The sequence below is a fragment of the Nocardia sp. NPDC056952 genome (genome assembly GCF_042674185.1).
In the GTDB taxonomy this organism is placed as follows: Bacteria; Actinomycetota; Actinomycetes; order Mycobacteriales; family Mycobacteriaceae; genus Nocardia.
Window position 1 is genome coordinate 36048 of record NZ_JBHURA010000012.1, and the last position, 26377, is coordinate 62424.

At 68.0% G+C, this 26377-nt stretch carries 22 protein-coding genes; 15 read left to right on the forward strand and 7 right to left on the reverse strand.

Features of this window, described 5'->3' with window-relative positions; genetic code table 11:
• The first annotated feature begins 14 nt into the window (after positions 1–14).
• Positions 15–791, forward strand: a complete 777-nt coding sequence (locus tag ACFTS5_RS29720; protein ID WP_378637429.1) for an aquaporin — start codon at positions 15–17, stop codon at positions 789–791.
• 54 nt (positions 792–845) lie between these two features.
• On the opposite strand, the gene ACFTS5_RS29725 is transcribed toward ACFTS5_RS29720, so the two are convergent.
• On the reverse strand, positions 846–1397 hold the full coding sequence (locus ACFTS5_RS29725; RefSeq protein WP_358187042.1) for a type II toxin-antitoxin system PemK/MazF family toxin: 552 nt from the start codon (positions 1395–1397) through the stop codon (positions 846–848).
• 125 nt (positions 1398–1522) lie between these two features.
• Between ACFTS5_RS29725 and lepA the strand changes: the two genes are divergently transcribed.
• Positions 1523–3397 (forward strand): translation elongation factor 4, encoded by a 1875-nt coding sequence (gene lepA, locus ACFTS5_RS29730; protein ID WP_378637433.1) that lies wholly within the window; start codon positions 1523–1525, stop codon positions 3395–3397.
• 20 nt (positions 3398–3417) lie between these two features.
• Here the strand turns inward: lepA and ACFTS5_RS29735 are convergent, their stop codons facing one another.
• The 3 genes from ACFTS5_RS29735 to ACFTS5_RS29745 are packed head-to-tail and all read right to left on the reverse strand — an operon-like array spanning position 3418 to position 5860.
• Positions 3418–4704: an ATP-binding protein gene (locus ACFTS5_RS29735; RefSeq protein WP_378637436.1), complete on the reverse strand. Its 1287-nt coding sequence runs from the start codon at positions 4702–4704 to the stop codon at positions 3418–3420.
• Positions 4701–5393 (reverse strand): response regulator transcription factor, encoded by a 693-nt coding sequence (locus tag ACFTS5_RS29740; protein WP_378637438.1) that lies wholly within the window; start codon positions 5391–5393, stop codon positions 4701–4703. Before ACFTS5_RS29740 ends, ACFTS5_RS29735 begins: the two co-directional genes overlap by 4 nt.
• A gap of 35 nt (positions 5394–5428) precedes the next feature.
• Positions 5429–5860 carry a hypothetical protein gene (locus ACFTS5_RS29745; protein WP_378637441.1) on the reverse strand — a complete coding sequence of 144 codons (432 nt, stop codon included), beginning with the start codon at positions 5858–5860 and terminating at the stop codon, positions 5429–5431.
• A gap of 285 nt (positions 5861–6145) precedes the next feature.
• Here ACFTS5_RS29745 and ACFTS5_RS29750 point away from each other — a divergent pair, with 285 nt between their 5' ends.
• Both ACFTS5_RS29750 and ACFTS5_RS29755 read left to right on the forward strand, forming a co-directional pair.
• Positions 6146–8218 (forward strand): hypothetical protein, encoded by a 2073-nt coding sequence (locus ACFTS5_RS29750; RefSeq protein ID WP_378637443.1) that lies wholly within the window; start codon positions 6146–6148, stop codon positions 8216–8218.
• A 44-nt stretch (positions 8219–8262) separates the two neighbouring features.
• Positions 8263–10065 (forward strand): hypothetical protein, encoded by a 1803-nt coding sequence (locus tag ACFTS5_RS29755; RefSeq protein ID WP_378637445.1) that lies wholly within the window; start codon positions 8263–8265, stop codon positions 10063–10065.
• A gap of 64 nt (positions 10066–10129) precedes the next feature.
• Here the strand turns inward: ACFTS5_RS29755 and ACFTS5_RS29760 are convergent, their stop codons facing one another.
• The gene (locus ACFTS5_RS29760; RefSeq protein ID WP_378637447.1) at positions 10130–12097 is read right to left on the reverse strand and encodes a glycoside hydrolase family 15 protein; all 1968 of its coding nucleotides are present in this window, start codon (positions 12095–12097) and stop codon (positions 10130–10132) included.
• A 140-nt stretch (positions 12098–12237) separates the two neighbouring features.
• On the opposite strand from ACFTS5_RS29760, the gene ACFTS5_RS29765 reads away from it, so the two are divergent.
• Positions 12238–12474 carry a hypothetical protein gene (locus ACFTS5_RS29765; protein ID WP_378637449.1) on the forward strand — a complete coding sequence of 79 codons (237 nt, stop codon included), beginning with the start codon at positions 12238–12240 and terminating at the stop codon, positions 12472–12474.
• Positions 12475–12585: 111 nt separating this feature from the next.
• On the opposite strand, the gene ACFTS5_RS29770 is transcribed toward ACFTS5_RS29765, so the two are convergent.
• Complete coding sequence (locus tag ACFTS5_RS29770) at positions 12586–13635, reverse strand: M48 family metallopeptidase (protein WP_378637452.1); 1050 nt, start codon at positions 13633–13635, stop codon at positions 12586–12588.
• A 74-nt stretch (positions 13636–13709) separates the two neighbouring features.
• On the opposite strand from ACFTS5_RS29770, the gene ACFTS5_RS29775 reads away from it, so the two are divergent.
• The 9 genes from ACFTS5_RS29775 to ACFTS5_RS29815 all read left to right on the forward strand — a co-directional run bounded on the left by ACFTS5_RS29775 (position 13710) and on the right by ACFTS5_RS29815 (position 24833).
• Positions 13710–13799 carry an Ms4533A family Cys-rich leader peptide gene (locus ACFTS5_RS29775; protein WP_019045829.1) on the forward strand — a complete coding sequence of 30 codons (90 nt, stop codon included), beginning with the start codon at positions 13710–13712 and terminating at the stop codon, positions 13797–13799.
• 210 nt (positions 13800–14009) lie between these two features.
• A complete protein-coding gene (locus ACFTS5_RS29780; protein WP_378637454.1) occupies positions 14010–15062 on the forward strand; it encodes a sulfate ABC transporter substrate-binding protein in 1053 nt (350 codons plus the stop codon).
• A gap of 92 nt (positions 15063–15154) precedes the next feature.
• The gene (gene cysT / locus ACFTS5_RS29785; RefSeq protein WP_378637744.1) at positions 15155–16006 is read left to right on the forward strand and encodes a sulfate ABC transporter permease subunit CysT; all 852 of its coding nucleotides are present in this window, start codon (positions 15155–15157) and stop codon (positions 16004–16006) included.
• Positions 16003–16809 carry a sulfate ABC transporter permease subunit CysW gene (gene cysW, locus ACFTS5_RS29790; protein ID WP_378637457.1) on the forward strand — a complete coding sequence of 269 codons (807 nt, stop codon included), beginning with the start codon at positions 16003–16005 and terminating at the stop codon, positions 16807–16809. The genes cysT and cysW overlap by 4 nt, the downstream gene beginning before the upstream one ends.
• Positions 16806–17801, forward strand: a complete 996-nt coding sequence (locus ACFTS5_RS29795; RefSeq protein WP_378637459.1) for a sulfate/molybdate ABC transporter ATP-binding protein — start codon at positions 16806–16808, stop codon at positions 17799–17801. Before cysW ends, ACFTS5_RS29795 begins: the two co-directional genes overlap by 4 nt.
• Positions 17802–18170: 369 nt before the next feature.
• Entirely contained in the window at positions 18171–19175 is a 1005-nt protein-coding gene (locus ACFTS5_RS29800; RefSeq protein WP_378637746.1) for a diiron oxygenase, read from the forward strand.
• 12 nt (positions 19176–19187) lie between these two features.
• Positions 19188–20774: an FAD-dependent oxidoreductase gene (locus ACFTS5_RS29805; RefSeq protein WP_378637462.1), complete on the forward strand. Its 1587-nt coding sequence runs from the start codon at positions 19188–19190 to the stop codon at positions 20772–20774.
• Between the two features lie 758 nt (positions 20775–21532).
• Positions 21533–23632 (forward strand): Hsp70 family protein, encoded by a 2100-nt coding sequence (locus tag ACFTS5_RS29810; RefSeq protein WP_378637465.1) that lies wholly within the window; start codon positions 21533–21535, stop codon positions 23630–23632.
• Positions 23633–24035: 403 nt separating this feature from the next.
• Entirely contained in the window at positions 24036–24833 is a 798-nt protein-coding gene (locus ACFTS5_RS29815) for an HAD family hydrolase (RefSeq protein ID WP_378637467.1), read from the forward strand.
• Positions 24834–24874: 41 nt separating this feature from the next.
• Here ACFTS5_RS29815 and ACFTS5_RS29820 read toward each other — a convergent pair whose 3' ends face one another.
• On the reverse strand, positions 24875–25285 hold the full coding sequence (locus ACFTS5_RS29820; RefSeq protein ID WP_378637469.1) for a VOC family protein: 411 nt from the start codon (positions 25283–25285) through the stop codon (positions 24875–24877).
• A gap of 94 nt (positions 25286–25379) precedes the next feature.
• Here ACFTS5_RS29820 and ACFTS5_RS29825 point away from each other — a divergent pair, with 94 nt between their 5' ends.
• A complete protein-coding gene (locus ACFTS5_RS29825; RefSeq protein ID WP_378637471.1) occupies positions 25380–26318 on the forward strand; it encodes a helix-turn-helix transcriptional regulator in 939 nt (312 codons plus the stop codon).
• The last annotated feature ends 59 nt before the right edge of the window (positions 26319–26377 follow it).

Sequence of the window (26377 nt, forward strand, 5' to 3'; positions counted from 1 at the left end):
AGAGGTGGCGGCCGATGTCTCCCACTGCACAGGAACTCGTCGAAATCGAAGTCGTCCCGGAGCCGAAGAAGTGGGCGGCCGAGGGGCTCGGCACTTTCATCCTCGTGATCTGTGGCGTCGGCACGATGGTGCTGACGGGCGATCGGGTGGGCCCGCTCGGTGTGGCCTTCGCCTTCGGCCTGTCGCTGATGTTCCTGGTCTACGCGATCGGGCCGATCTCGGGCTGCCACGTCAACCCGGCTGTGACGCTCGGGCACATGTTGCTCGGGCGGATCAGCGCGATCGGTGCGGTCGGCTATGTGATCGCCCAGCTGGTCGGCGCGTTCCTCGCCGGCCTCGTGTTGTTCGCGTTGGCGAACAACCTGCCCGCCTACGACCGCCCGGTCGACGGTCTCGGCGCCAACGGCTGGGGTGCGCACAGTCCGTCGGCGGTGACCGGTCCGCTCGGTGAGGTGGTGGTGCAGAACGGGTACGGCTTGGCGGCCACCATCATCATCGAGGTGATGCTCACCGCGCTGCTGGTATTCGTGGTGCTGGCCTCGACCGATCAGATCTCCGACGTGCCGCTGGCCGGGCTCTCGATCGGCGTCACGCTCACGGTGATCTACCTGGTCTCGCTGCCGATCGACAACACCTCGGTGAACCCGGCGCGCAGCTTGGGTGTCGCGCCGTATCAGGACGGGGCGATGGGGCAGATATGGGCGTTCATCGTGTTCCCGCTGATCGGCGGGGCGCTGGGCGCACTGCTCTACGGCCTGATCTTCGGCCGCTCCAAGAACGTGCACGCCTAGCTACGAACACCATCGAACCCCGATCCGGATGCCCGGATCGGGGTTCGATGGTGTTCAGCTCCAGCTGTATTCGGCTACCAACCGGTGCGCGACCAGGTCGAAGGTCTTGCGCTCGACGATCGCGCCCTCGCGCCGGATGCCGTCCTCCGGCACGTCGAGTACCCGGTCCAGCCGTACCCAGCTCGGCCTGCCGTCGTGATCCCACGGCCCGGTGCCGATGCCCACCCAGTTGCGGTCGTGGGCTCGGTCGGCCTTCGACGACAGCATCAGTCCGAGCAGAGTCTTGCGGTCGCGCCCGACCACCAGCACCGGCCGGTCCTTGCCATTGGTCGGGTCTTCCTCGAACGGCACCCAGGTCCACACGATCTCCCCGGGGTCGGCGCGTCCGTCGAGCTGCGGGCAGTAGACGATCTGGCGGGCGCGATGCGCCGTCGGCACGGGGGTCGAGGCCGTCGGGCGTACCGCGACGGCGGGTCCCGGCTTGGTCGCCAGTGCGTCCACCAGCTTCTCGAGCAGTCGTGGCCCCTGCTTGCGCACGATTTTGGGCCCCTGCTCCTTGGCGATGACGCCGAGCTGCTTGCCGAGACTGTTCCAACTGCTGGCCATCTGTGAAATATAACGCCGACTCGCACTTCGGTGCACCGGTGACAGGGCCCGGGTTCGGCGGAATGACGAGGTCTACTCACGGTCGGGTGCACCGGTGCGAGTGGTGTAGCTGGGCGCATGGGACGATGGGCGCAGTTCGCCTATACCCCGCGAGGAGTGGAGTGGCTTCCAGTTTTGCCGATACGACGTTCACCGATCCGTCCCGGATCCGGAACTTCTGCATCATCGCCCACATCGACCATGGCAAGTCGACCCTGGCCGATCGGATGTTGCAGCTGACCGGTGTGGTCGAGGAGCGGGCCATGCGTGCCCAGTACCTGGACAGGATGGACATCGAGCGTGAGCGCGGCATCACGATCAAGGCGCAGAACGTGCGGTTGCCGTGGCAGGTCGACGGCACCGAGTACGTCCTGCACCTGATCGACACCCCGGGCCACGTCGACTTCACCTACGAGGTCTCCCGCGCGCTCGAGGCCTGTGAGGGCGCGATCCTGCTGGTCGACGCCGCCCAGGGCATCGAGGCGCAGACTCTCGCGAACCTGTATCTGGCGCTGGAGAAGGATCTCACGATCATTCCCGTGCTCAACAAGATCGACCTGCCCGCCGCGGATCCCGATCGCTACGCCGCCGAGCTGGCCCACATCGTCGGCTGCGAGCCGGGCGACGTGCTGCGGGTCTCGGGTAAGACCGGCGTCGGCGTGACCGAACTGCTGGACAAGGTGATCGAAGCCGTGCCCGCCCCCGTGGGCGACGCCGACGCACCGGCCCGCGCGATGATCTTCGACTCGGTCTACGACACCTACCGGGGCGTGGTCACCTACATCCGCGTGGTCGACGGCAAGATCTCCCCGCGCGAGAAGATCAAGATGATGTCGACCGGCGCGACCCACGAGCTGCTGGAAGTCGGCATCGTCTCGCCCGAACCCAAGCCCACCCAGGGGCTGGGCGTCGGCGAGGTCGGCTATCTGATCACCGGCGTGAAGGACGTGCGCCAGTCGAAGGTCGGCGATACCGTCACCAGCGCCCGCAACGGCGCCACCGAAGCCCTCACCGGCTACCGCGAGCCGCGACCGATGGTCTACTCCGGTCTGTACCCGGTCGACGGCTCCGACTATCCGGATCTGCGTGACGCGCTGGACAAGCTGCAGCTCAACGATGCCGCGCTCACCTACGAGCCGGAGACCTCGGTGGCGCTGGGCTTCGGCTTCCGCTGTGGCTTCCTCGGTCTGCTGCACATGGAGATCACGCGCGAGCGGTTGCAGCGAGAGTTCGGGCTCGAGCTCATCTCCACCGCACCCAACGTGGTGTACCGGGTGGAGATGGAGGACGGCACCGAACACGTCGTCACCAACCCGTCGTACTGGCCGGAGGGCAAGTCGCGGCACGTGTACGAACCCATCGTGAAGTGCACCGTCATCTCGCCGAGCGAGTTCATCGGCTCGATCATGGAGCTGTGCCAGCAGCGTCGCGGCGAGCTGGGCGGCATGGACTACCTGTCCGAGACCCGCGTCGAGCTGCGCTACACCATGCCGATGGCCGAGATCATCTTCGACTTCTTCGACCTGCTGAAGTCGCGCACCCGCGGCTACGCCAGCCTCGACTACGAAGAGGCGGGCGAGCAGGAAGCCGATCTGGTGAAGGTCGACATCCTGCTCCAGGGTGAGGCTGTCGACGCGTTCAGCGCGATCGTGCACCGCGACGCCGCGCAGGGCTACGGGCACAAGATGACGACCAAGCTGCGCGAACTGATCCCGCGTCAGCAGTTCGAGGTGCCGATCCAGGCCGCGATCGGCGCGAAGATCATTGCCCGCGAGAACATCCGGGCGATCCGCAAGGACGTCCTCGCCAAGTGCTACGGCGGCGACATCAGCCGCAAGCGCAAGCTCCTCGAGAAGCAGAAGGAGGGCAAGAAGCGCATGAAGACCATCGGTCGCGTGGAGGTCCCCCAGGAAGCCTTCGTGGCGGCGCTGTCCTCGGATTCGGACAAGCCCAAGAAGTAGGTAAGTCCCAGAACGACCGCTCAGGCGCCGGTGCTCACCGGCGCCTGAGCTATTTCCACCCGCAGGCGGACGCCGCCGAGCGGGCTGTGGGCGAGTTCGGCGGTACCGGAATGCAACTCGGCCTGCTGGCGAACCAGTGCGAGGCCGAGACCGGAGCCGGGAGAGCCGGGGCGTTTGGCGAAGCGGTCGAAAGCGGTGGGGGACAGGTGTGCCGGTATGCCCGTGCCGTTGTCGTCGATGGTGATCTCGGCGCCGCTGCCGGTAGTCCGTGCGGCGACGGCGACCTCGGTGGCCTGGCCGTGCAGCACCGCGTTGGCGACCGCGTTGGTCACGATCAGCATGATCCCGCCGGGCAGCCCGTGTACCGGGACCGGATCGCAGGCGGTGAGGGCGACGTCGACGCCGGGATTCGCGCGGCGGGCGTTCTGCACCGCACGGTCGAGGGTCTCGCACAGTTCGAACGGTTCGAACGCGCCGTGATCGGTGAGATCGCCGACGGCGAGGCGTTCCAGATCGGTGAGGGTGCGCTCGATCTGGCCCTCGGCGGCCAGCACATCGGCGAGGACGATGCCGCGCTGGTCGGCGGGCAGTTCGGTGCCGGACAGCACCTGCAGGTCGGTGCGCATGGCGGTGAGCGGAGTGCGGAGCTCGTGGGCGCAGACGGCAGCGAAGTCGCGGGCACTGGCCAGTGCCTGCCGGGTCTCGCCGTGTGCGGTCTCGAGGCGTGCCAGCATCCGGTTGATCGCGTCGGAGAGTTCCTCGGCCTCCTTGGCGCCGCGCCCCGACAGCGGCGGCAACTCGTCGAGTGTGTCGATCTCGTGGGTGGCGGTGGCGAGCCTGCGCAGCGGGCGGGCGGCGAATCCGGCCAGCACCCAACCCAATACGGCGGCGACGATCACCCCGGCCACCCCGATGCCGAGACCGATCAGCTGGCTGCGGGTGATGGCGGCGTTGACGAGGTCGCGATCGGGATCGAGCCGGACCAGCATTCCCGGGGCGCCCTGGACCTGGGCGAGCGCGTCATCGGGTGGGGCGCCGGGGACCACGAGGGTGCGCTCACGCGGTATCCCGGTGGCGGGCAACGGAACCGGGGTCCAGGGTTCCTGAAGTCCGGGTGGCTCCGCGGGCGCGCCGTCGTAGCGCTGCGCGATCTGTACCCGCATGCTGGACACGGTCTGATCGAGCTGGCTCGTACCCGTCACCTTCAGCAGCGCGGCGTAGGTCAGTCCGAGGGTGACCGCGACCAGTGCGGCCACCGCCGCCGACACCAGCGCGACCCGAACCCGCAACGACCACGAGGCCTTCACGGCTGATCCCGCAGCACGAACCCGACCCCGCGCACGGTGTGCACCACCCGCGCGACACCGTCGGCCTCCAGTTTGCGGCGCAGATACGAGACGAACACATCGACCACGTTGGTGTCGGTGCTGAAGTCGTAACCCCAGACGGTCGACAGGATCTGCTCGCGCCCGAGCACGATTCCGGCATTGCGCGCCAGCATCGCGAGCAGCTCGAACTCGCGTTTGGTGAGCTCGACCGGTGCCGAACCCGCGTGCACCCGATGTCCGCTCAGATCGATCATCACCTCGCCGACCTGGATCGTGTCGGTCGACGAGGCGGCGGTGACCGGTCTGCGCCGCAACAGCGCGCGCAGCCGCGCGACCAGCTCGCCCAGATCGAACGGCTTGGTCAGATAGTCGTCGGCACCACGCTCGAGCGCGGCGATCCGGTCGGTGACCGCGCTGCGCGCGCTGAGTACACAGATGGGGATGTCGTTGCCCATCGCGCGCAGGGCGGTGACCACCCCGACGCCGTCGAGTTCGGGCATGTTCACGTCGAGCACCATGGCGTCGGGAGCAGCGGTTCCCACCAGGGAGAGTGCGCGAGCGCCGTCGGGCGCGGTGATCACCTCGAAGCCTGAGAGCTCGAGGCCGCGCCGCAGCGACGCGAGCACGCGGACCTCGTCGTCGACGACCAAGATCTGCTGTCCCGTCATGCACTCACCCTAGTGTTTTCCGCTGTTTATGCTGGTCAGAACGGTTGTGCGGGCTGGGTATCGGCAGAACCGGTCGCCGGGGCCGGGACGACGTCGGCGAAGCCGCCGGGCGCGGGGACGATGGTGCGCTCACCATCGGGGTGGATCCGCTGACATTCCACGGGACCGTCCATCGACGGTGCGGGCCTGCCCGGGGCCGCGCGCTCGATGTGGATCCGCCCGGTTTCCTGGCCGGGCGCGCCGGGAACGGTGCGTTCGAGACGGATTCCGGGCTCGGCGGGCAGCGGGGGTAGACCGGGCACGTCCCCGCCGCCCGGCGCGGTGCAGATGATCGTGGTTGCCCGGCCGTCGTCGGGGCGCTCGCCCGGATCGGCGGACGCGACACCCGCCACAGTGGCGGTGATCACGGCGGCACCGCCGAGTAGTGCGGCGGCCTTGACGCGGTGACGGGTGGAGAGTGCGGTCATGATCGGGCTCCTGACTGTGCGTTTCACCGACCTTCTCGGTCGACCGCACCGACGCTAGGGTTCCGATCTTCACGCTCCGTTGAGCATTCGTTAGAGTTCTCTTGGGATCGTGCGCGCCCCTGATTCCCCGGGCTCGCCGAAAGATGTTGCTCGCCATAAGGTGAGCGGGGTACCAACCGGCCTGCACGAAATGACAGGCCGATGTCCGGGAAATAGTGTTGGATGGGCCTCACTTCGCCGCTGTTTGTGGTGGGGAACCACAGCGATGCGAGTGTTGGAGCTTTGATGACGCGTGATCTGCCTTTCGATGACGGTGCCGCGCGCGCAGAGGGGTCGGAGGGGTCGGACACGGCCTACCGGATCGCCAACGGCGTAGCCCGGGTGGCCAGGGCCGGCGCCTATGTCACCGGTGGCGCGTTGGTTGCGGCCAACGGGACCACGCGCGAGCCGGGCACCAGCAATGCCGACAGCAGGTACGCGGGCTGGTCGCAGCAGACCGTCTCCACCGATCCGAGCCCGGACGCACCGAGCCCGATCGTGACCTTCCCCGACTTGGCCGTCGAGCCCCCGCCTGCCCCGGTGATTCCGCACACGGCATTCGCCGCGCCGCCCAAGCCCGACGTGTCGATGGTCGCGGCGACGGACGAATCCCCCCGGCGCCCAGAGGTTCCCGGCTCCGACGGTGATCGTGAATTCCGGATCCCCGGCAGCGACGAGCCGTCCAGCGGTATCGGCATACCGGGCTACGGGCACACGCCCGCCGGACCGGGGTACCACGACACCCCGAACCCGCTGCCCGGCACCACCCCGGATCCCGGCTTCGATCTGCCCGGTTTCGAAGGTCTGCCGGGCCACGGCAACCTTCCCGGGTTCGAGCTACCCGGCACCGGCCACGGTCTGCCCGGTTTCGACGGTCTGCCCGGCGGCGGTATCGGCATTCCGGGCTACGACGGTCTGCCCGGCAACGGGGTCGGCATCCCCGGCTACGACAGCGTCGGGTTGCCCAGTGGCGATTCGGCCGGCGCCGGCGCGCCCGGCGGCATATTCGACGGGATCGGCAACCTCGGCGGGGCGTTCGACGGTATCGGTGGCATGTTCGACGGCGTCGGCGCGATGGTGACCACCGACTGGCAGGTCGACGTCCACGTCGGGCTCGACGGCGTGTGGGCCACCTCGCAGATGAAGGTCGACGTGCAGGTCGGCCAGGTCGGCGATCAGCTCGACGACTACGGCCAGTGGCTCGGTGACGGGCTGAAGGTCCCCGGTGACACCGCAGGCACCACGCCGGCCGGGTCCGGCCTCGGCACTTCCTCGTCCGGCGGAACCGGTCTGGGCAACTCGTCGTCGGGCGCTCCCGGCCTGCCCGGTTCGTCCTCGTCGGGTGTCGGCCTGCCCGGCACGACGGCGCCCGCTGCGCCCGCCCCGGCGCTCGCGGCGCCCGCACCGGCCATCGCGGCTCCCGCACCCGCCCCGGCGACACCGTTCGCGGCGGCTCCCGCGCACGCGCCTGCCCCGATCGCCCCCGTGCCTGTCGCCCCCGCCGCGCCCGCGCCGGTGGCGGTCAACCCCGTGGTCAGCACGCCGTTGCAGACCACCATTCAGCCCGACGCGGCCTCCACCCCGATCGCGAATGTGTTCGGTCATCAAGCCGTGTCGCCGCTGACCGCGCCCGCGGCCTCGGTGCCCGCGCTGTTCACCCCACCCACCCCGACGAAACCCGTTGTGCTGCCCGAAGTCTCCGGTGGCGGCCACACCCCGACGACCGTGCCGGTGACGGTTCCCTCCAAGGTCCCGACTGTCGACCTCGACACCCCGACGACGGTGAAGGTGCCCACGGTCACGGCGCCGACCGCGCCCGACGTCACCACGGTGCCGATCACCGTGCCGCCGACCGGCCACACCGGCTCGACCGCTCCGACCAAGCCGACCACTCCCGACGACGACCTCACCACCAAGCCGGGGACCAGCACCGGCGGTGTGACGACCCCCTCGACCGGGGGGAGTACGCCGACCGTCGATGTGCCCAGCCAGACCACCCCGCACACGAGTGCGTCGGTGCCCACCCAGCAGCCGACGGCGCCGACGAAGCAGCCGACCATCGATCCGCCGACCAAGCAGCCGACCGTCGACATCGACCCGCCGACGGTGGTCACCCCGCCGCCGGTCACCGTGCAGCCGACCGTCGCGCCGGTAAAACCCCCGGTCATCGAGACCAAGCCGATCGCCGCCGAGTTCGACCAGCACGACAGCGGCTACCATGGCGTTTCGGCCGGATTGTTCGATACGGGCTTGGGTGGCGGTGATTTGCACGCAGCCGCGTTTCCCATCGAGCACCACGGGTATGACTTCGTGGTCTGACACGACGATTTCGGCCGTGTCGATGCGACGAGAGTGAGGAACAGGTGTCTGCCGCAGCCGGACTGCAGACCGCGACGGTGAAGCATCCGGATGTGATGGCTCCCGTTGTCGCGCTGGTCGACGAACTGCGGGAACTGGTCCGCTCGGGCGGCCGTAACGACCTCGATGCCCGTCTCGGCATGGTGCGGGCCAGGCTCAGCGATCCGCGGGTCCGGATCGTCGTCGTCGGCGAACCGCAGGCGGGGATGAGCACGCTGGTCAACAGCATGGTCGGGTCGCCGGTCAGTGCCACCGAGGGCAAGCCGAGCGTTCCGGTGATCGTCGAATACGGCCAGGCGCCGAAGGCGACGCTGGTGAAGTCGGCGCCGGGTGGCCGCGTCGAACGGGTGCCGGTCGACCCACTGAATCCGCTTCCCGCCCTGACCGCACTCGGTGTGTTGCGCGCCGAGTTCGCCGAGCCGAGTGGGCTGCTGGCCGATGGTCTCGTCGTGATGGACGCGCCCGGCTCGACCGCGCATGAGGCGGCCGCCTGGTCGATGATCGCCGCCGCCGATGTCGTGCTCTACGCCGCCGACTCCGCCGCCGAGCTCACCGAGGCGCAGCTGGACTACCTGCGCCGGGTCGAGCAGGTGTGCCCGTCGGTGGTCTGCGTACTCACCAAGATCGACCGCAACCCGCACTGGTCGCTCACCCAGCGACGCAATCGCGCGCTGCTCGACGGTGCCGGGCTGAACTTCGCGGTGGCTCCCGTCTCCGGTCTGCTGCATCGAGAGGCCGCCGAGCGCGGCGACCAGCAGCGTGATGCCGAGTCAGGCGTACCCCAGCTCATCGATCACCTGCGGGAATACGTTGTCGCCCAGGCCGATTCGGTGGCCGTGACGGCCGCGGTGCGCGATATCGCGCTGATCACCGACCAGCTCACCGTCACCCTGCGGGCCGAGTCGGACACGCTGCGCGACCCGCGCAGGCGTGCCGAGATCACCCAGCGCCTCGCCGCCGCGCGCACGACCGCCGATCAGCTGCGACAGCGCACCGCCACCTGGCAGGTCACCCTCGTCGACGGCAGCTCCGAGCTCAGCGCCGACATCGAACACGATCTGCGGCACCGGTTGCGCACCTTGGTCCGCGAGGCCGAGGCCGAGATCACCCGCACCGACCCTGCCCGCAAGTGGTCCGATTTCGCCTCCGAACTGGACGCGCGGATCTGCGAGGCGGTCGAGGAGAACTTCGTGATGGCGCACTACCGCGCCGTCGAGCTCACCGAGCAGGTGGCCTCGAAGTTCCCGCCCGACAACCGAACCCCGCCGCTGCCCGAACTGCGGCTGACCAACCCCGGCGAGGTCCTCGAGCCGGTGCAGCCGCTGGAACCCCTCGAAAGTGCCAAAGCCGGTGTGGGACAGCAGCTGCTCACCGCACTGCGTGGCTCCTACGGCGGCATCCTGATGGTCGGTCTGGCCACCAGCCTGCTCGGGATGTCGCTGGTGAACTGGTATTCCGCCGGCGCGGGTGTGCTGCTCGGTGTGAACGCGCTGTGGGACGACCGCAAGAACCGCAAGCATCGCAGGCAGGCCGAGGCCAAGGTGGCCGTCGCGCGGCTGGCCGACGACGTGATCTTCCAGGTGGGCAAGGAATCGCGTAACCGCCTTCGCTCCCTGCAACGTGTGCTGCGCGACCACTACACCGAGATCGCCGCCGAGGTGGGCCGCACCGCCGACGAGGCCCTGCGCGCCGCCGAGGAGACGGGCCTGCGCTACGGCGACCATCGGGAACTGCGTATCACCGAGATCGACGCGGGCCTGCGCACGGTGGCGGGGATACGCGCCCGCGCCGAACGCCTCGCCTACTGAGCGGGCGCCGGGTGGGCCGAAACACTGTGTCCGGCACCGGGCGAAGACGTCGGCGACTCCGGTCTCATGATCGGTGCGAAGGCGAGTGCGCGGGCTGGAACTGACCCGCGTTGCGCTGGTCCTCGGCCCGGATCACGTGGGTCACGGCGTTGATCAGCGCCAAGTGGGTGAAGGCCTGCGGGAAGTTGCCCAGGTGACGTCCGGTGCGTGAGTCGATCTCCTCGGCGTAGAGGCGCAGCGGGCTGGCCAGTCCGAGCAGCCGCTCACACAGATTGGTGGCCCGTTCGAGTTCGCCGATCTCCACCAGCGCCGAGACCAGCCAGAACGAACAGATCGTGAAGGTGCCCTCCTCACCTTCCAGACCGTCGTCGGTGGTCTCGGTGCGGTAGCGCAGCACCAGTCCGTTGACGGTGAGGCGGTCGGCGATGGCGAGCACCGTCGCGCGGATACGCGGATCGTCGGGCGGCAGGAAACGGGTCAGCACCACCAGTAGCAGCGAGGCGTCGAGCGTGTTGCCACCATAGGTCTGGGTGAAGATGCCCTCCGGGCTGACGCCGAATTCGAGGACGTCGTCGCGAATCTCCTCGGCGATCTCGAACCACTCGGCCGCGCGCTCGTGCTGGCCGTGCAACTCCGCCAGCCGGGCACCGCGATCCAGCGCCACCCAGCACATCACCTTCGACGAGGTGAAGTCCTGCGGTTCGCCGCGGACCTCCCAGATCCCGCGATCGGGTTTGCGCCAGTTCGCGATCGCCGCGTGCACGGTGCGTTCGAGCAGCGGCCACAGCGATTCCGGCACCTGCCCGCGCGATTTCACATGCAGGTACACCGCGTCGAGCATGGTGCCCCAGATGTCGTGCTGGTCCTGGTCGTAGGCGGCGTTGCCGACGCGGACCGGGCGCGCGCCGTCGTAGCCGGACAGATTCGGCAGCTCGTATTCGGTGATCTGCCGTTCGCCGCCGATTCCGTAGAGCACCTGCAGGGGGACCGCGTCCCCGTTCTCGCCGGTGGTGACGTCGTCGAGGAAGGCGAAGAAGTCGTTGGCCTCGCGGTCGAGGCCGAGGGTGTACAGGCCCCACAGCGCGAAACTCGCATCGCGCACCCAGGTGTAGCGGTAGTCCCAGTTACGTTCTCCGCCAGGGGTTTCCGGAAGTGAGGTGGTGGCGGCGGCGAGGAGCGCGCCCGTCGGCGCGTAGGTGAGCCCCTTGAGCGTGAGTGCGCTGCGCTGCAGGTAGCTGCGCCACGGATGGTCGGGGAAATCACCCTGGGTGATCCAGCGCCGCCAGCACTCGGTGGTCGCCCACATCTTCTGCGCGGCCTCGTCGTAGGTGGCGGGCGCGGGGAGCTCCGACCAGGTGAGCGCGACGAACACCTGGTCGCCCTCGGCCATCCTGGTGCGGGCGCGTGCCTCCCTACCCTCCAGGCCGAGGCGCAGATCGGTGGTGAGAATCAGCGACGGCCCACTGTCGGGATCGCTCGACGCCCGCGCGGTCGCCTGCTCGTAGACCTTGCCGGTGTACTCCCACTTGGCCCCGCTCTGGTGATAGTCGAACGAGGGCTGGCAGCTCATTTCGAGCTCGACGGTGCCGCTCACACACTTGACGGTGCGCAACAGGATGTGTTCGGCGTCCCAGTCCATCGGGGTGCGCCGGTGGGTCTTGGACCGGGCGTTGTTGTTGTGCCACGGGCCGAGTACCAGTGTGTCGCGCACGATCAGCCAGCCGGTTTCGGTCTGCCAGGTGGTTTCCAGGATCATTCCGCCCGGCAGGTAGCGCCGCGCCGCGGGCACGTTCGTTCCGTAGGGGCCGATCCGGAAATGCCCGGCGCTGCGGTCGAGGATCGCGCCGAAAATGCTGGGGGAGTCCGGGCGTGGCACGCACATCCACTCCACCGAACCGCTGCTGGCGATCAGGCAGCTGGTTTCACAGTCGGACAGGAAGGCGTAGTCGTCGATCGGGGGAAACGCGCCGCGACGGCCGCTGGAGGACACCGGACTCAGAATCGGCAGGCTGTCAGCGCTGGAAGACTCCATACCCCATCATCACGGCGGTGTGGGCGCGCGTCCACCGCTCGGGGCGGCGATCTCGGCGTATCGGCCGGTCGCGGCCGGGAATTCGCCCGCGGCCGTGCGGACGGCGAGGGCGTTCACGGCGACCGACTAGGCTGGACGGCGTGCAACGCATCGCAGGTTGGTGGGACGGGTTCGAACTCTGGGTAGCCGGGCTGCCCTTCATTCCGCAGTTTCTCGTGGTGCTGGTCGGTATGGTCCCGATCAGCTTCGCCATCGCCTTCCTGCTCGACCGCAGCCTGCGCATGGCCTTCCGCCTGCTGCGCCGCGACGATCGCATCGAACCGCCGATGCCGGTCACCCTCGCCGAACGCCCGACCGTCGGCAGCGGTGCCCGCTGATGCCACGTTCTCGCGTCCAGCTCGCGCTCATCGCCCTCTTGGTCCTGGTCGTCATCGCGTGGTTCTTCACGCGCTAGTCGGCGCGAGCACCAGCCCGCGCCGACCCGGCGGCTAGTTCTTGCGCCAGTCGTCGAAACGTTTGCCCAGGTCGGATACCGTGCGGCCGACTTCCTGACCCACCGTGTTCACCGCCGAGCCCACGTCGCGGCCCAGGTCGCGCACCGTGCGGACCAGCAGGTCCTCGGACTGGTCGAACGACTCGCGGTAGTGCCGGGTCGCCTCCTTGACCTCGTCGCTAATCCGCGCGTTCTTGTCCTGCTCGCGACGCGGATAGCTGCCGCCGAGCACCCGCTCGTACTCGCCGGACTGGATCCAGCGGCGCAGCTCGGCCGCGCGCAGCACCGAGAACGGGTGCGACTGCAGTTCCAGGTTGAGCAGCTTGAGCACGCCGTCGCGCAGGTCGCCCGAGCGCATGTAGTCGTCGGCCTGGTCGAGGAACGCGCCGTGGTTCATCTCGTGCAGCCACGCGCCGCCCGCGGTCTTCATGTGCACGCGCACCGAAGCCTCCACGTCCTGGCAGCACAGCAGCCCCGCCCGGTCGCCGGACAGCTCCGACTTGCGGCTCCATTCCATCAGCGCTGCCACGATCGCGCGCAACGCCCAGCCGCCCACCGGCATCCAGCCGACCGAGGCCGACAGCCGCATCAGGTGCATGAGCATCGTGCGATACACCGCGTGCCCGGACAGCGCGTGGCCGAGTTCGTGGCCGACCACGAACCGCAGTTCCTCGGTGTCCATCAGTTCGAGCAGGCCGGTGGTGAGCACGATGAACGGCTTGTCCATCCCGATGGTGAACGCGTTCACCGAAGGGTCCTGGAGCACGAACATCTCCGGGGTGGATTGCGCGTCGAGCACGCCGACGCAGTCCGCGCGCAACTGGTGCAGGGTGCGGAACTGCCGATCGTCGACCCGCACGGCGGTCGCCAGGTACATCAACCGGTGCTGGCGCTCCCGCAACAATCCCGACAGCGCCCGCAGCACCGTATCGAAGCCGCTCAGCGAGCGCAGCGCCACGAGCGCGGTGCGGTCGGCCGGGTGTTCCCAAGCGCGCGTGCTGATCTCCGGAAAACGCGTGCGAACCCGGTCTGGAGCCATGGTCATAGGATGAAATCCCCCCTGGTTAGAGAACTCTCGTCGATTGCGATCATCATGGCGCAATCTGCTACAGTCTGCCTGTGTCGTCGAGTGTCGCCCCGCAGATCCGCCATGAGTTGGCGTTGATCGCTGTCGGCAACCTCGCGGTCGCAGACATTCTCTGTCGATGATCGGCCACCGGACTCGGCTGCGCGTTCTTGCCCAGTAGACTGGCGCGCGCTTTCCTTTCGCAGTCGTAGTCCGTCACTCCGGGGGCCGTTGGGCCCGAGTCGCGCCAACTGTCGTATATCCACGTACGACAGGTCTACCGATCGACACGATCTTCCCTGCCGCCACGAAAATCGTTGCGCCGCAGGTCCTTTCCCGAAAGGTACACCCCGATGTCTCGCAACACCTGGATCGGCTCGCGCCGTCGCGCCGCCGCCATCGCTCTCACTGCTGTCGCCGCGGTCGCCCTGACCGCCTGCGGCGGTGGCGCCAGCGACTCGACCGACGGCGGCGCTACCGTGGCCGACGGCAGCGGGGGCACCCTCAACCTCTACGCCTACGCTGTCCCGAAGCCGGGATTCGACAAGGTCGTGCCCGAGTTCAACAAGACCGACGCGGGCAAGGGTGTACAGGTCCAGGCCTCCTACGGCGCCTCGGGCGATCAGTCGCGCAAGGTCAAGGACGGCGCCGAGGCCGACGTCGTGAACTTCTCCGTCGAACCCGACATCACCCGCCTGGTCGACGCCGGTCTGGTCGAGTCCACCTGGAACGCCGACGCCACCAAGGGCATCCCCTTCGGTTCGGTCGTCACCCTGGTGGTGCGTAAGGGCAACCCCAAGGGCATCAAGGACTGGGACGACCTGCTGAAGCCGGGTGTCGAGGTCGTCACCCCGAACCCGTTCAGCTCGGGCTCGGCCAAGTGGAACCTGCTCGCGCCCTACGCCGCCAAGAGCGACGGCGGCAAGAACCAGCAGGCCGGTCTGGACTACCTGTCGCAGCTGGTCTCGCCTGAGCACGTGAAGGTGCAGCCCAAGTCGGGCCGTGAAGCCACCGAGACCTTCCTGCAGGGCACCGGCGACGTGCTGCTGAGCTACGAGAACGAGGCCATCTTCTCCGAGCGCAACGGCGACCCGATCGAGCACATCAACCCGCCCACCACCTTCAAGATCGAGAACCCGGTCGCGGTGCTGAAGAACTCGAAGAACCTGGCCAAGGCCACCGCGTTCCGCGACTTCCTGTTCACCGCCGAGGGCCAGAAGGCCTGGGCGCAGGCCGGCTTCCGCCCGGTCGACCCGAAGGTCGCGGCCGAGTTCGCCAAGGACTTCCCGACCCCGGCCAAGCTGTGGACCATCGACGACCTCGGTGGCTGGAAGGCTGTCGACAAGGATCTGTTCGCGCAGGGCACCGGCAAGGTCGCCGTCATCTACGACAAGGCCACCAAGTAGGCCGTGACCCGGCTCACACGCGATACTGGACAACTGTGACTGACAGCAGTGGGCCCGCCGGGACCGGGGATACCTCCGATCCCGGCGGCGCCGTGAAACTGGACAAGAAGCCGCCGACCTCGCGCGGACCTCGCTGGGCCTGGCTGCGCGTCACCGGGTCGGTGGGCCCGTTCGGCATCGGTGTCGCCGTGCTGTGGCTCAGCCTCATCGTGCTGCTGCCGCTGGCGGCGCTCACCGTCAGCTCCTTCGAAGACGGCTGGTCCGGCTTCTGGGACGCGGTCACCGCGCCCTCGGCGCTCGACTCGCTGAAGGTGACGATCGGCGTCTCGGTGATCGTCGCCGTGATCAATGTCGTGATGGGCACGCTGATCGCCTGGGTGCTGGTTCGTGACGAGTTCCCGGGCAAGGGCATCGTCAACGCGCTGATCGACCTTCCGTTCGCGCTGCCCACGATCGTCGCCTCGATCGTGTTGCTCTCGCTCTACGGCCCGAACAGCCCGGTCGACATCCACCTCAACGCCACCCAGCCCGGTCTGGTGGTGGCGCTGGCCTTCGTCACGCTGCCGTTCGTGGTGCGCTCGGTGCAGCCGGTGCTGATCGAGGTCGACAAGGAAGTGGAGCAGGCGTCGCTGTCGCTGGGCGCGAGCAACTGGATCACCTTCCGGCGAATCGTGCTGCCCACCCTGGCGCCGGCGATCATCTCCGGCGGTGGCCTCGCCTTCGCCAGGGCGATCGGTGAGTACGGGTCGGTGGTGCTGATCGGCGGAAATATCCCGCGCGAGACGCAGATGACCTCGCAGTACATCCAGCAGCAGATCGAGGTCGACCGGCCGGTCAACGCGGCCGCGGTGTCGGTGGCGCTGCTGGTGATCTCGTTCGTCAGCCTGCTCGTGCTGCGGATTCTCGCCGAACGCACCTCGCGCAAAGAAGAGGCGGCCCGATGAAACTGTCCGCGTTCACCAGGATCTCGCTGCGCACCATCGCGCTGGGCTACCTGCTGATCTTGCTGGTGCTGCCGCTGGTGATCATCCTGCTGCGCACGTTCGAGCGGGGGATCGGCGCGTTCATCGACTCGATCACCACGCCCGCGGCCATCTCGGCGTTCCAGCTGTCGATGATCATCGTGATCATCGTGGTGCCGCTGAACGTGGTGTTCGGTGTGGTCACGGCGCTGGCGCTGGTCCGGAGCAAGTTCCCGGGCCGCAGTCTGATGCAGGGCATCGTCGACCTGCCGTTCGCGGTGTCGCCGGTGGTCGTCGGTGTGTCGCTGATCCTGCTGTGGGGCGCGGGCGGCTGGTTCGGTGGGCTGGAATCGCTCGGCTTCAAGGTGATCTTCAGCCTGCCCGGCATGGTGATCGCGACCATCTTCGTCACGCTGCCGTTCGTGGTGCGTGAGGTGGAGCCGGTGCTGCACGAGATCGGTGACGATCAGGAGCAGGCCGCGGCCACCCTCGGCGCCTCGCGCTGGCAGACCTTCTGGCGCATCACCCTGCCCGCCATCCGCTGGGGCCTGACCTACGGCGTCGTGCTCACCGTGGCCCGCGCGCTGGGCGAATTCGGTGCGGTGATCATGGTCTCCACGGCGCTGCCCGGCAAGTCCCAGACGCTCACCCTGCTGGTGCACGGCCGCTATATCAACGACCACAACACCTTCGGCGCCTACAGCGCGGCCACCCTGCTGATGGGTATGGCGCTGATCGTCCTTCTCCTGATGACTCTCCTCGAACGCAAGCGGGGCACCGAATGATCACCGTGACCAACGCGCGCAAGAACTACGGTTCCTTCGCCGCCCTCGACGATGTCAGCATCGATATCCCCTCGGGCGAACTCACCGCTCTGCTCGGCCCGTCCGGTTCGGGCAAGTCGACGCTGCTGCGCTCGATCGCCGGGCTGGAATCGCTCGACTCGGGCGTGGTGATGATCGCGGGTAACGACGTCACCCACGTGGCGCCGCAGAAGCGCGATATCGGCTTCGTGTTCCAGCACTACGCCGCGTTCAAGCACATGACCGTGCGCGACAACGTCGCTTTCGGCCTGACCATCCGCAAGCGGCCGAAGAAGGAGATCGACAAGCGCGTCGACGAGCTGCTCGGCATCGTCGGACTCGACGGTTTCCAGCACCGCTATCCCGCGCAGCTCTCCGGCGGTCAGCGTCAGCGCATGGCACTGGCCCGCGCGCTGGCCGTCGACCCGCAGGTGCTGCTCCTGGACGAGCCGTTCGGCGCGCTCGACGCGAAGGTGCGCACCGATCTGCGGCAGTGGCTGCGCAGGCTGCACGACGAGGTCCACGTGACCACCGTCCTGGTCACCCACGACCAGGAGGAGGCGCTGGATGTGGCCGACCGTATCGCGGTGATGAACAAGGGCCGCATCGAGCAGGTCGGTTCGCCCGAGGAGGTCTACGACCGGCCCGCCAACGAGTTCGTGATGTCGTTCCTCGGCGCGGTCGCCCGGCTCAACGGCCATCTGGTCCGCCCGCACGACATCCGCGTCGGGCGTGATCCGAGCATGGCGATGGCCGAACACGAGGGCACCGCCGAATCGGCGGGCGTCACCAGGGCCACGGTGGAGCGGATCGTGCGCCTCGGTTTCGAGGTGCGCCTGGAATTGCGCAATGCCGCGACCGGCGACCAGTTCGCCGCCCAGGTCACTCGCGGTGATGCCGCGGCGCTGCACCTGACCGAGGGCGAGACCGTGTACGCCCGTGCCACCCGGATCCCGGACCTTCCCCTGGCCTGATCCTCCAGCGACAACCGGGGCCCCGCGACATCTGTCGCGGGGCCTCGGTGCGTTGTCGAGGGGTTCGCCGGCGGTCCGTGCGCGGTTCGACTGATGTGGATCGGCGCAGGTTAACCGGTACCGGCGGTCCGTAGGCCGGTTCGACGCGCTCGCCGGACAACTATTTTTCGTGTCTCGCCGCGGACCCCCGAAGACTGTGCATGACGCAGTGTCACAGGTAGAGGCATTTTTACTGGCGAGTAGCTTCCTCAACAGGGCTTTCGCCACGCCGGACACGAGAAATTCGGCATGGCATGGAGTTGACGTGACTCGGTGTAGGTGTAACCATTGGAAACAGTAAACGTCCCTAGAGGAGAGGCAGTGACGACGATGTCTGCGCCCACCACCCCTGACGTCGATCCTGTAGTCGCAGAGGCTCAGGCGTACGCCGAGAAGTTGCTGATGCTGTCCGAGGCATCGGTCGATCGCCACTTCGACCCGTTCGAGGACATCGACTGGGACGCCCCCGACTTCGATCCGAACTGCAAGCCCGAGCGCTGGGTTCTGGTCACCTCGGCCGACCCCATCGGTCGCCACCCCTGGTACCAGGCGCTGCCGCTGGACAAGAAGATCGAGATCGGCAAGGTCCGCCAGGCCAATGTGGCCAAGGTCGGCCTGCAGTTCGAGGCGATCCTGATCATCGGCATGATGCAGCACATCTTCAACCTGAAGAACAACGACCCGGAGTTCCGGTACTGCTCGCACGAGATGATCGAAGAGCACAACCACACTCTGATGTTCCAGGAGATGGTGAACCGCGTCGCCGACGTGCCGGGCATGAACCCGCTCGTGCGTCAGCTGCGTCACCTGGCCGCCCCGGCCGGTGCGCTGTTCCCGAACTTCTTCTTCATGGCCGTGCTCGCCGGCGAAGAGCCGATCGACCACATCCAGAAGGACATCCTGCGCTCGGGTGACGACATCCACCCGATCATGCGCGGCGTGATGGCGATCCACGTGGCCGAGGAAGCTCGCCACATCTCCTTCGCCCACGAGTTCCTGAAGAAGAACGTTCCGGCCCAGCCCGCGCTCAACAAGGCTGTGCTCTCGATCGCCATGCCGATCGTGATGTTCATCCTCGGCCGCGCCATCGCGACGCCGCCGAAGACCTTCTTCAAGCAGTTCGACATGCCCGCCGAGGTCCGCAAGGATCTGTTCTACGGTTCCAAGGAATCGAAGCGGACCTTCGCCGACTACTACGTCGACGTGCGCGCGCTGGCCGAGGAGATCGGTCTGATGAACCCGGTCGCCCGCAAGGTGTGGAAGCTGCTCGGTATCGACGGCCCGTCCAGCCGGTACCGCTCGGAGCCCAAGCGCTCCGCGAAGCACGCTGCCTGAGACGATAGCAATATGCCATACGTTGTCACCCAGTCATGCTGTAGTGACGCCTCGTGCGTCTACGCGTGCCCGGTCAACTGCATTCATCCCACCCCGGATGAGCCGGATTTCCGTACCGCAGAGATGCTCTACGTCGATCCGGCGGCCTGCGTGGACTGTGGTGCCTGTGCCACCGCATGCCCCGTCGATGCCATCACCTCGTCGAAGAAGCTGACCGACGAGCAGAAGCCGTTCATCGAGATCAACGCCGACTTCTACCGCGTGCAGCGGGATCGGCCGACGTTGGCCGCGCCGGTGATGCCGCCCGCGATCGACACGCAGCGCTCCCCGCTGCGCGTCGCCATCGTGGGATCGGGTCCCTCGGCGATGTACGCCGCCGACGAGCTGCTCACCCAGCCCGGTGTCGCGGTCACGATGTTCGACCGCCTGCCGCAGGCCTACGGTCTGGCGCGCCTGGGCGTCGCGCCCGATCACAAGCACACGCGTAAGGTCGCCGACCTGTTCGACATCATGTCGAAGCAGGACGACTTCGGTACCTACCTCGATGTCGAGATCGGCAAGCACATCAGCCATGCCGAGCTGCTCGAGCACTTCCACGGCGTGATCTACGCCGTCGGCGCGTCCTCGGATCGCAAGCTGGACATTCCCGGCGAAGGCTTGGCGGGCAATGTGTCGGCCACCGATTTCGTCGCCTGGTACAACGGCCATCCCGACCACGCCGAGGATCGGTTCGACCTGAACCAGAAGCGGGTCGTGATCGTCGGCAACGGCAACGTCGCGCTCGACGTCGCGCGCATCCTGACCGTGAATCCGGCGCTGCTCGCCGACACCGATATCGCGCCGTACGCGCTGAAGGCATTGCGCGAGAGCAAGATCGAAGAGGTCGTGATCCTGGGCCGTCGTGGTCCGGCCGAGTCGGCGTTCACGGTGCCCGAGTTCGTCGGCCTGCTGGCCGCCGATATCGACATCGCGATCGACGGCGAGCTGCCCGCGATCACGCCGGATCTGCCCTACAAGGTCGAGCAGAAGCTGCGCCTGCTGCACAGCGTCGCGAATCGCCCGTTCGGCGAGCGCAAGCGCATCGTGTTCCGCTACCTGTCCTCGCCGGTGGAGATCGTCGGCACCGACACGGTGACCGGGGTACGGGTGGAGCGCAACGAGCTCGTCGCCGATGGTGAAGGTCGCGTGGCCGCCACGCCGACCGGTGATACGACACTGCTCGAGGCGGGTGTCGTGCTCACCTCGGTCGGTTACCGAGGGGTCCCGACCGTGGATCTGCCGTTCGACGACGCCCGTGCGGTGATCCCGAACGACGCGGGCCGGGTGCTCACCGCGCCCGGTGGCGAGGTCTTCCCCGGCACCTATGTGACCGGCTGGATCAAGCGCGGCCCGACCGGTTTCATCGGGACCAACAAGTCGTGTGCGCAGGAGACCGTGCAGCAGCTCGCCGACGATTTCAACAGCGGCAAGCTGCGTGAGCCCACCCGCGCCGCGGCCGAGTTCGACCGTCTCGTTCGCGCCCGTCGCCCGCAGGCGGTCGCCCGCGGCGCCGCGGTGCAGAGGGAACGTTCGGTGAAGCGGCTGTTCGCTCGCAGCTGATCGAAAAGCGAAAGGCCCGCAACGTCACTGGGAGACGTTGCGGGCCTTTCGTGTGCCTACTGCGCGACCGGCTGAGTCCGACGACGGCGTGCTCGGCGACCACATACGGCGCCACGTGCGCACATCGGCGTCGACGGTGACATCGGTCGCGACGAACAGCGCGCGGCCGCCTTGGCGATGCCGGAGCCGGCGCCGTTGACGAGTACGACCTGGTCGGCGCATCGAGTGGGCATGCGTAGTGCCTTCTTTCCCTTGGTTTTTCGAACATCCGGTCGGTGTCTCTCCGTCCTTTCGGTCAACCGGCGTGCGCAGGGGTCGCGCGGGCGGGATTCGGTCGCTGCGTTGACGTGTCAGTGAAAGCGGGCCAACTTCGAAATGGGGGAATGTAATTCGCTACCAGTGAAATCGTGTTGGTAGTAAATGAATTGGTTACCAGCCGGTAAGTGCGCTGAATGTCCGTGATAACAAACTCGAAGAATGTATTCAGTGGGCGCTCTGTCCGATTACTCGCAGGTAGCTGCTTCTCGGCGTCTGCGAATCGCGGGGTGGGTGTTCAGGGGGGTGGATATTTAGGCTTCAACGATCTCACCTGCGCGAATCGCCTTGTGGTGACGCATGGTTGCGGTTTCCGTATCAATCCGGCAGCAATTCGCGGACGCGCCAGTTAATCTAGGCGAGCTGTTTGGAAGACGACCGCGGCCACATGGTGCGCTCGCGTGCTGGACGTGGTCACGGTGCGTTGACGGGATAGCAAAAACATGACCAGAGGTCTGGGCTTGAGTATCGGTGCGGTCAATGCGATTTCGGCGGTAGTCGCCGACGATCCGGCCAAGCCGACGGTGCGCACACGACGCACCGCACTGACATTCGACGACGCGGGTAGGCCCCGTATCGGCGCGATCAACGAATTCGCTTCGGCGATCACGGATTTCGCGGATCTGACCCGCGAGCCGGAGCCGATGGTGATGGGCGGACGGTTCTACTCGGCGACCAACCTGATCGCCGCGGTGGTCACCGGTCTGATCGAGCTGGCCGAACCGCCCGCCGGGATCGTATTGACCTATCCGGCGGTCTATACCGACAAACAGGTCTCGTTACTCGGCCAGGCGCTGCATCTCGCGGGCGCCGGTGAGGTCCTGTTGGTGCCGGAGCCGGTCGCCGCCGCGGAATGGCTCGAGGTCGATCGCGGCCCACTGGAACCGGGCTTCGTGCTCGTCTACGACCTGGGCGCCACCAGCCTCGACCTCACCGTGCTGCGCGTCGGTCCCGACTGGCCGCACCACCCGATGGTCGGAACTCCCACGCGGTCCTCCGATTTCGGCGGTAAGCCGCTCGGCGAGATGGTCGCTCGCTACGCGGGCGATCCGGGTCCGGGCCGCGCGACCCAGACCCTCACCTCCATGGTGAACATCGACGCGCTGCGCGCCGAACACATCCGCGACACCTTCCCGCTGGTCAGCAAGAGCGTGTCCGCGGCGGGGCTGCGGCTCGCGGACCTGTCGCGCATTCTCGTGGTCGGCGGTGCCGCACGCCCGCCCGAAGTCGCCCGCACCCTCGCCGAACTCGGCGTTCCGCTCGTCACCGTCGCCGACCCCGGTCAGGTGATCGCCTCGGGCGCTGCGGGTTTGGCGGCTCGCACCTTCGCGCCGGAGCAGCAAACCGGTGGCCCGGTGCCGCACGTCGCGGTGTTCTCCAGCGCGGCAGTCGTTTCCGCGCTCGCCATGTCGGCGATGACCGTGTTCGGCAGCCCCTTCGACCCCGGCCTGATGCCGGTCCTCGACCGGTTCCCGGTCCTTGGCGCTCCCGCCGACGCGTTGCTCTACGACATGAGCGCCGACCTCCTCGCCGCCCGAACCGCAGGTCTGGTCAGCGATGTCGACCCGCTCAACGGCCGCATCCGGGTGGCGAGCATAGCCGCGGCCCGCAGCGCCTACGAGAACTTCATCGCCCCCGCGACCGCGCCCGGCGGCACTTCACGCCCCGGCGGAAGCGCCGACCGCGGCGCCCCCGGCCGCCTGGACGTCGGCAACGACTGCAAGTCGCCGATCCTTGCCCGCACCACATACGGCGACCCCGCCCGCTTCATCAACCCCTTACCCTTCGGCCAACAGGCCGCCCAACCCCAGAACACACCGACCAGCCCCGGCGCTCCCGAACTTCCCCACGGCGGCCCGATCTCGAGCCCCGGCACCCCTGAAGTACCGGGCACTCCGACCTCGTCCGGCACTGTTCCCGCGGTAGGCACCGCGCCATCACCGGGTACGGCACCGACAGACGGCACGTCCACGCCGACCGGTGGCGCATCCACGCCGAGCACGGGCGGCGTCACGATCGACGTCGGAGGATCGGCCTCGACCGGTGGAACCGGCACCGGCACAACACCTTCCAGTCCCGGGACTTCGACCGGCGGGGTTGGCGGCACCTCGGGCGGAACGCAGACCGGCGGTACGACTGACGGAGGTCACGCAGGCGGCTCGGCGGGTGGTGAAACATCTGGCGGCACAAACACTTCCGGTGGTGCAACCGGCGGTGGCGCGTCCGATGGCGGTGCATCGAACGGCGGCAGTGCCGGCGGTGGTGGTACGTCTGGCGGTGGATCTGACAGTGGTGCTTCCGGTAGTGGTGCGTCGGGTGGCGGTGCGTCCGGTGGTGGTGCATCTGGTGGTGCGTCCTCCGGTGGCGGATCCGACAGCGGTGCGTCATCTGGTGGTGCGTCCGCCGGGGGTGCGTCATCCGCTGGTGGTGCGTCATCCGCTGGTGCTTCCTCGGGCGGCTCCAAAGGTGGTGCATCAGCAGGTGGCTCTACCGGTGGCGGGGGTGGCGGCGGCGGTGGCGGGGGTGGCGGCTCACGCCGCTGACCATCGGCCACGCCCGTTGTGGCTTCGCCGCGACATCAGCGGGTCTTACTGCTGACGGGTCGGCCCCGCCTCGCCCGTGGGATGTACATCGGATAGGCGAGTGACGTCGGCCGCGAGAACTGGAAGCTCACAGCTTCGTTCACGCGGCCGACGGTGACACCGAAAGACACTGAGCGCAGCACGCGCGAGGCGCATACCGCGACGGTGCCGGCGATCGAAGAACTCGCCCATCCCTCATCCGCACAGCCCATGTCGCGGTCTCGCCGCGACTCGAGCAGGTCTTGCCACGAGAGTCGGTGGCGCGGTTCGCTGCCACCGCGGTGGGTTCTTTGCGGTTCGGGGCGGCCGGAGCGCCGGTACTGAAACCGGGGTGGGTGTCGGTGGGTGCGGGCACAATGGGGCGGTGGGTTTAGCTGGGGGAGCGCCGAAGCTGATTGCGCTCGATGTGGATGGGACCCTGCTGGCGAAGGGGGTCGATATCAGCGCGCGGGTGGGAGCGGCGGTGCGGGCGGCGGTGTCGGCGGGCGCGCATGTGGTGGTGACCACCGGGCGAACGGTGCTCACCACGCGTCCGGTGCTGAGCGAGCTCGGACTCGCCGAGGGGCATGCGTTGTGTTCCAACGGTGCTGTGCACATCGACGTGGCGCGTGGCGAGCCGGTCGCGGTTCAGTCGTTCGATCCGGGACCTGCCGTGCTCGCGCTGCGCACGCTGTTCCCAGCGATGATCTTCGCCGCGGAACAGGTGGGCGTCGGTACCTGGGCGACGGGGCACGGGCCGGGGGAGTTCTCGATCGGCGACTTCCAATTGGTCGACCACCGCACGCTGAGCAGTGTGCCGACCCCGCGCCTCAACGGCTGGTGGCCCGACGGCAGCCCCGACGAGATGCTGCGCCTACTGGAAACGTTCGATGTGCCCGAGGCGTCCTGGGTGCACGGCGAATACGGTCCATGGCTCACGGTTTCGCGGCGTGGTGTGTCCAAAGGCTGGGCACTGGAACAACTTCGGCTCCTCCTCGGCGTCGAGGCCGACGCGACTCTGGCCATCGGCGACGGCTTCAACGACCGGGAGATGTTGCGCTGGGCGGCACATTCGGTAGCGATGGCAGGATCGCCCGACGCGGTGCTCGCCCTCGCCGACGAGGTGACCGGTGACGTCAGCGAGGACGGAGTGGCCACCGTCCTCGAGCGCTGGTTCACCTGAGTGCGGTTGTCGCCACCGGTGCCACAGCCTGAACGTGGGCCCTAGGTCGACACCGACGCGGTCATCGCCACATAGTGGGGGTTCGCCATGATGCCGAGCACATTGCCGAACGGATCCAGCACCGCCGCGGTCGCGAACCCGGCGCCTTCGCCGCGTTCGGTGATCGGCTCGTACTCGGTGGCGCCGAGCTCGAGCAACCGGGTGAAGGTGGCCGCGAGGTCGTCGACCTGCCAGAACACGACTCCGCCCCCGCCCGGTGCATTGCGCGCGCCTGCCGGGGCATACGCGCGGTTGATGATTCCCAGCTCGGCTTGCAACGGCCCGAGCCGAAACTCGTAGTACCCGCCGGGTACCTCGTAATACGGCGCGATGCCGAGGAATTCGCTGTACCAGTCCTTGGCGGCGGTGAGGTCGTCGGCGTAGTAGGTGGTGGTGGCCATTCCGCGCAGCATGTCTGCTCCATTCGGTTGTCGCTTCGGTGTGACAACGACTTTGCCAGCCAAAGTGCTCACCGAATGAGCACTTTGTTCGGCAGAATTGCCGAGTATGCGAGCGGACAGATTGGTAGCCACCCTGTTGTTGATGCAGGCACGCGGGCGGGTGACGGCCGCCGAGGTCGCGGCCGAGCTCGAAGTCTCGGTGGCGACGGCCCGCCGTGACCTGGAGGCCTTGTCGGCCGCGGGCATCCCGGTCTATCCGCAATCGGGTCGCGGGGGCGGGTGGTCGCTGATCGGGGGCGCCCGCACCGACCTGTCCGGACTGACGGCGGGGGAGACCAGGGCGCTGTTCTTGCTCGCGGGTCCGGCGGCCCAGGCCGCCCCCGAACTGAAGTCGGCCCTTCGCAAACTGGTCCGCGCCCTACCGCACACTTTCCGCGCCGATGCGGCCGCCGCGGCCGACGCGGTGGTGGTCGATCCGGCGCGGTGGGGTCGTCCCGATCCGCAAGCACCCGCGGTACTCGATACGCTGCGCCGCTCGGTGGTGGATCGCCGCCGCGTGCGCATCGAATACCTGCGCAAGGGGGAACGCACGGTCCGCACGATCGATCCGTGGGGCCTGGTCGAGAAGGAGACGGTCTGGTATCTCATCGCGGGCACCGACCGCGGGCAGCGAACCTTCCGCCTCGACCGTATCGCCGGGGCCATCACTCTCGACGAAACAGCCGAGCGACCAGCGGATTTCGATCTTCACGCGGAATGGGCTCAGATCGTCGAACGGATGGAGGGCCGGCGCGCCGCCGTTTCCGCGACGGTTCTCGTCTCCGCCGAGCTCGCCCCCATCCTGGCCGATCAGCAGGGCCGCAACTGCACTCTGCTCGGCCCGGCACCCGACGGCCGGGTGCGAGCACAGATCACCGCCGATACCGCGAAGATGGTCGCCCGGCAGCTGGCGGGCTGGGGCGGCGACGTGGAGGTGGTCGGTCCTGCCGAGGTGAGATCCGAACTGGTCGCACTCGGCACTCGATTGGTGCACGACAACAGGTGAGAGCCGCATCGGCGGACAGGTCGTTGCCGACTGAGCAACGGGGTCTGTGCGGGGCGGTC

Coding starts and splice junctions, on each gene's coding strand:
- ACFTS5_RS29720 (WP_378637429.1), top strand. CDS start 15: ATGTCTCCCACTGCACAGGAACTCGTCGAAATCGAAGTCGTCCCGGAG.
- ACFTS5_RS29725 (WP_358187042.1), bottom strand. CDS start 1,397: ATGGCCAGCAGTTGGAACAGTCTCGGCAAGCAGCTCGGCGTCATCGCC.
- lepA (WP_378637433.1), top strand. CDS start 1,523: ATGGGCGCAGTTCGCCTATACCCCGCGAGGAGTGGAGTGGCTTCCAGT.
- ACFTS5_RS29740 (WP_378637438.1), bottom strand. CDS start 5,393: ATGACGGGACAGCAGATCTTGGTCGTCGACGACGAGGTCCGCGTGCTC.
- ACFTS5_RS29745 (WP_378637441.1), bottom strand. CDS start 5,860: ATGACCGCACTCTCCACCCGTCACCGCGTCAAGGCCGCCGCACTACTC.
- ACFTS5_RS29750 (WP_378637443.1), top strand. CDS start 6,146: ATGACGCGTGATCTGCCTTTCGATGACGGTGCCGCGCGCGCAGAGGGG.
- ACFTS5_RS29760 (WP_378637447.1), bottom strand. CDS start 12,097: ATGGAGTCTTCCAGCGCTGACAGCCTGCCGATTCTGAGTCCGGTGTCC.
- ACFTS5_RS29770 (WP_378637452.1), bottom strand. CDS start 13,635: ATGACCATGGCTCCAGACCGGGTTCGCACGCGTTTTCCGGAGATCAGC.
- ACFTS5_RS29780 (WP_378637454.1), top strand. CDS start 14,010: ATGTCTCGCAACACCTGGATCGGCTCGCGCCGTCGCGCCGCCGCCATC.
- cysW (WP_378637457.1), top strand. CDS start 16,003: ATGAAACTGTCCGCGTTCACCAGGATCTCGCTGCGCACCATCGCGCTG.
- ACFTS5_RS29795 (WP_378637459.1), top strand. CDS start 16,806: ATGATCACCGTGACCAACGCGCGCAAGAACTACGGTTCCTTCGCCGCC.
- ACFTS5_RS29800 (WP_378637746.1), top strand. CDS start 18,171: ATGTCTGCGCCCACCACCCCTGACGTCGATCCTGTAGTCGCAGAGGCT.
- ACFTS5_RS29805 (WP_378637462.1), top strand. CDS start 19,188: ATGCCATACGTTGTCACCCAGTCATGCTGTAGTGACGCCTCGTGCGTC.
- ACFTS5_RS29810 (WP_378637465.1), top strand. CDS start 21,533: ATGACCAGAGGTCTGGGCTTGAGTATCGGTGCGGTCAATGCGATTTCG.
- ACFTS5_RS29820 (WP_378637469.1), bottom strand. CDS start 25,285: ATGCTGCGCGGAATGGCCACCACCACCTACTACGCCGACGACCTCACC.
- ACFTS5_RS29825 (WP_378637471.1), top strand. CDS start 25,380: ATGCGAGCGGACAGATTGGTAGCCACCCTGTTGTTGATGCAGGCACGC.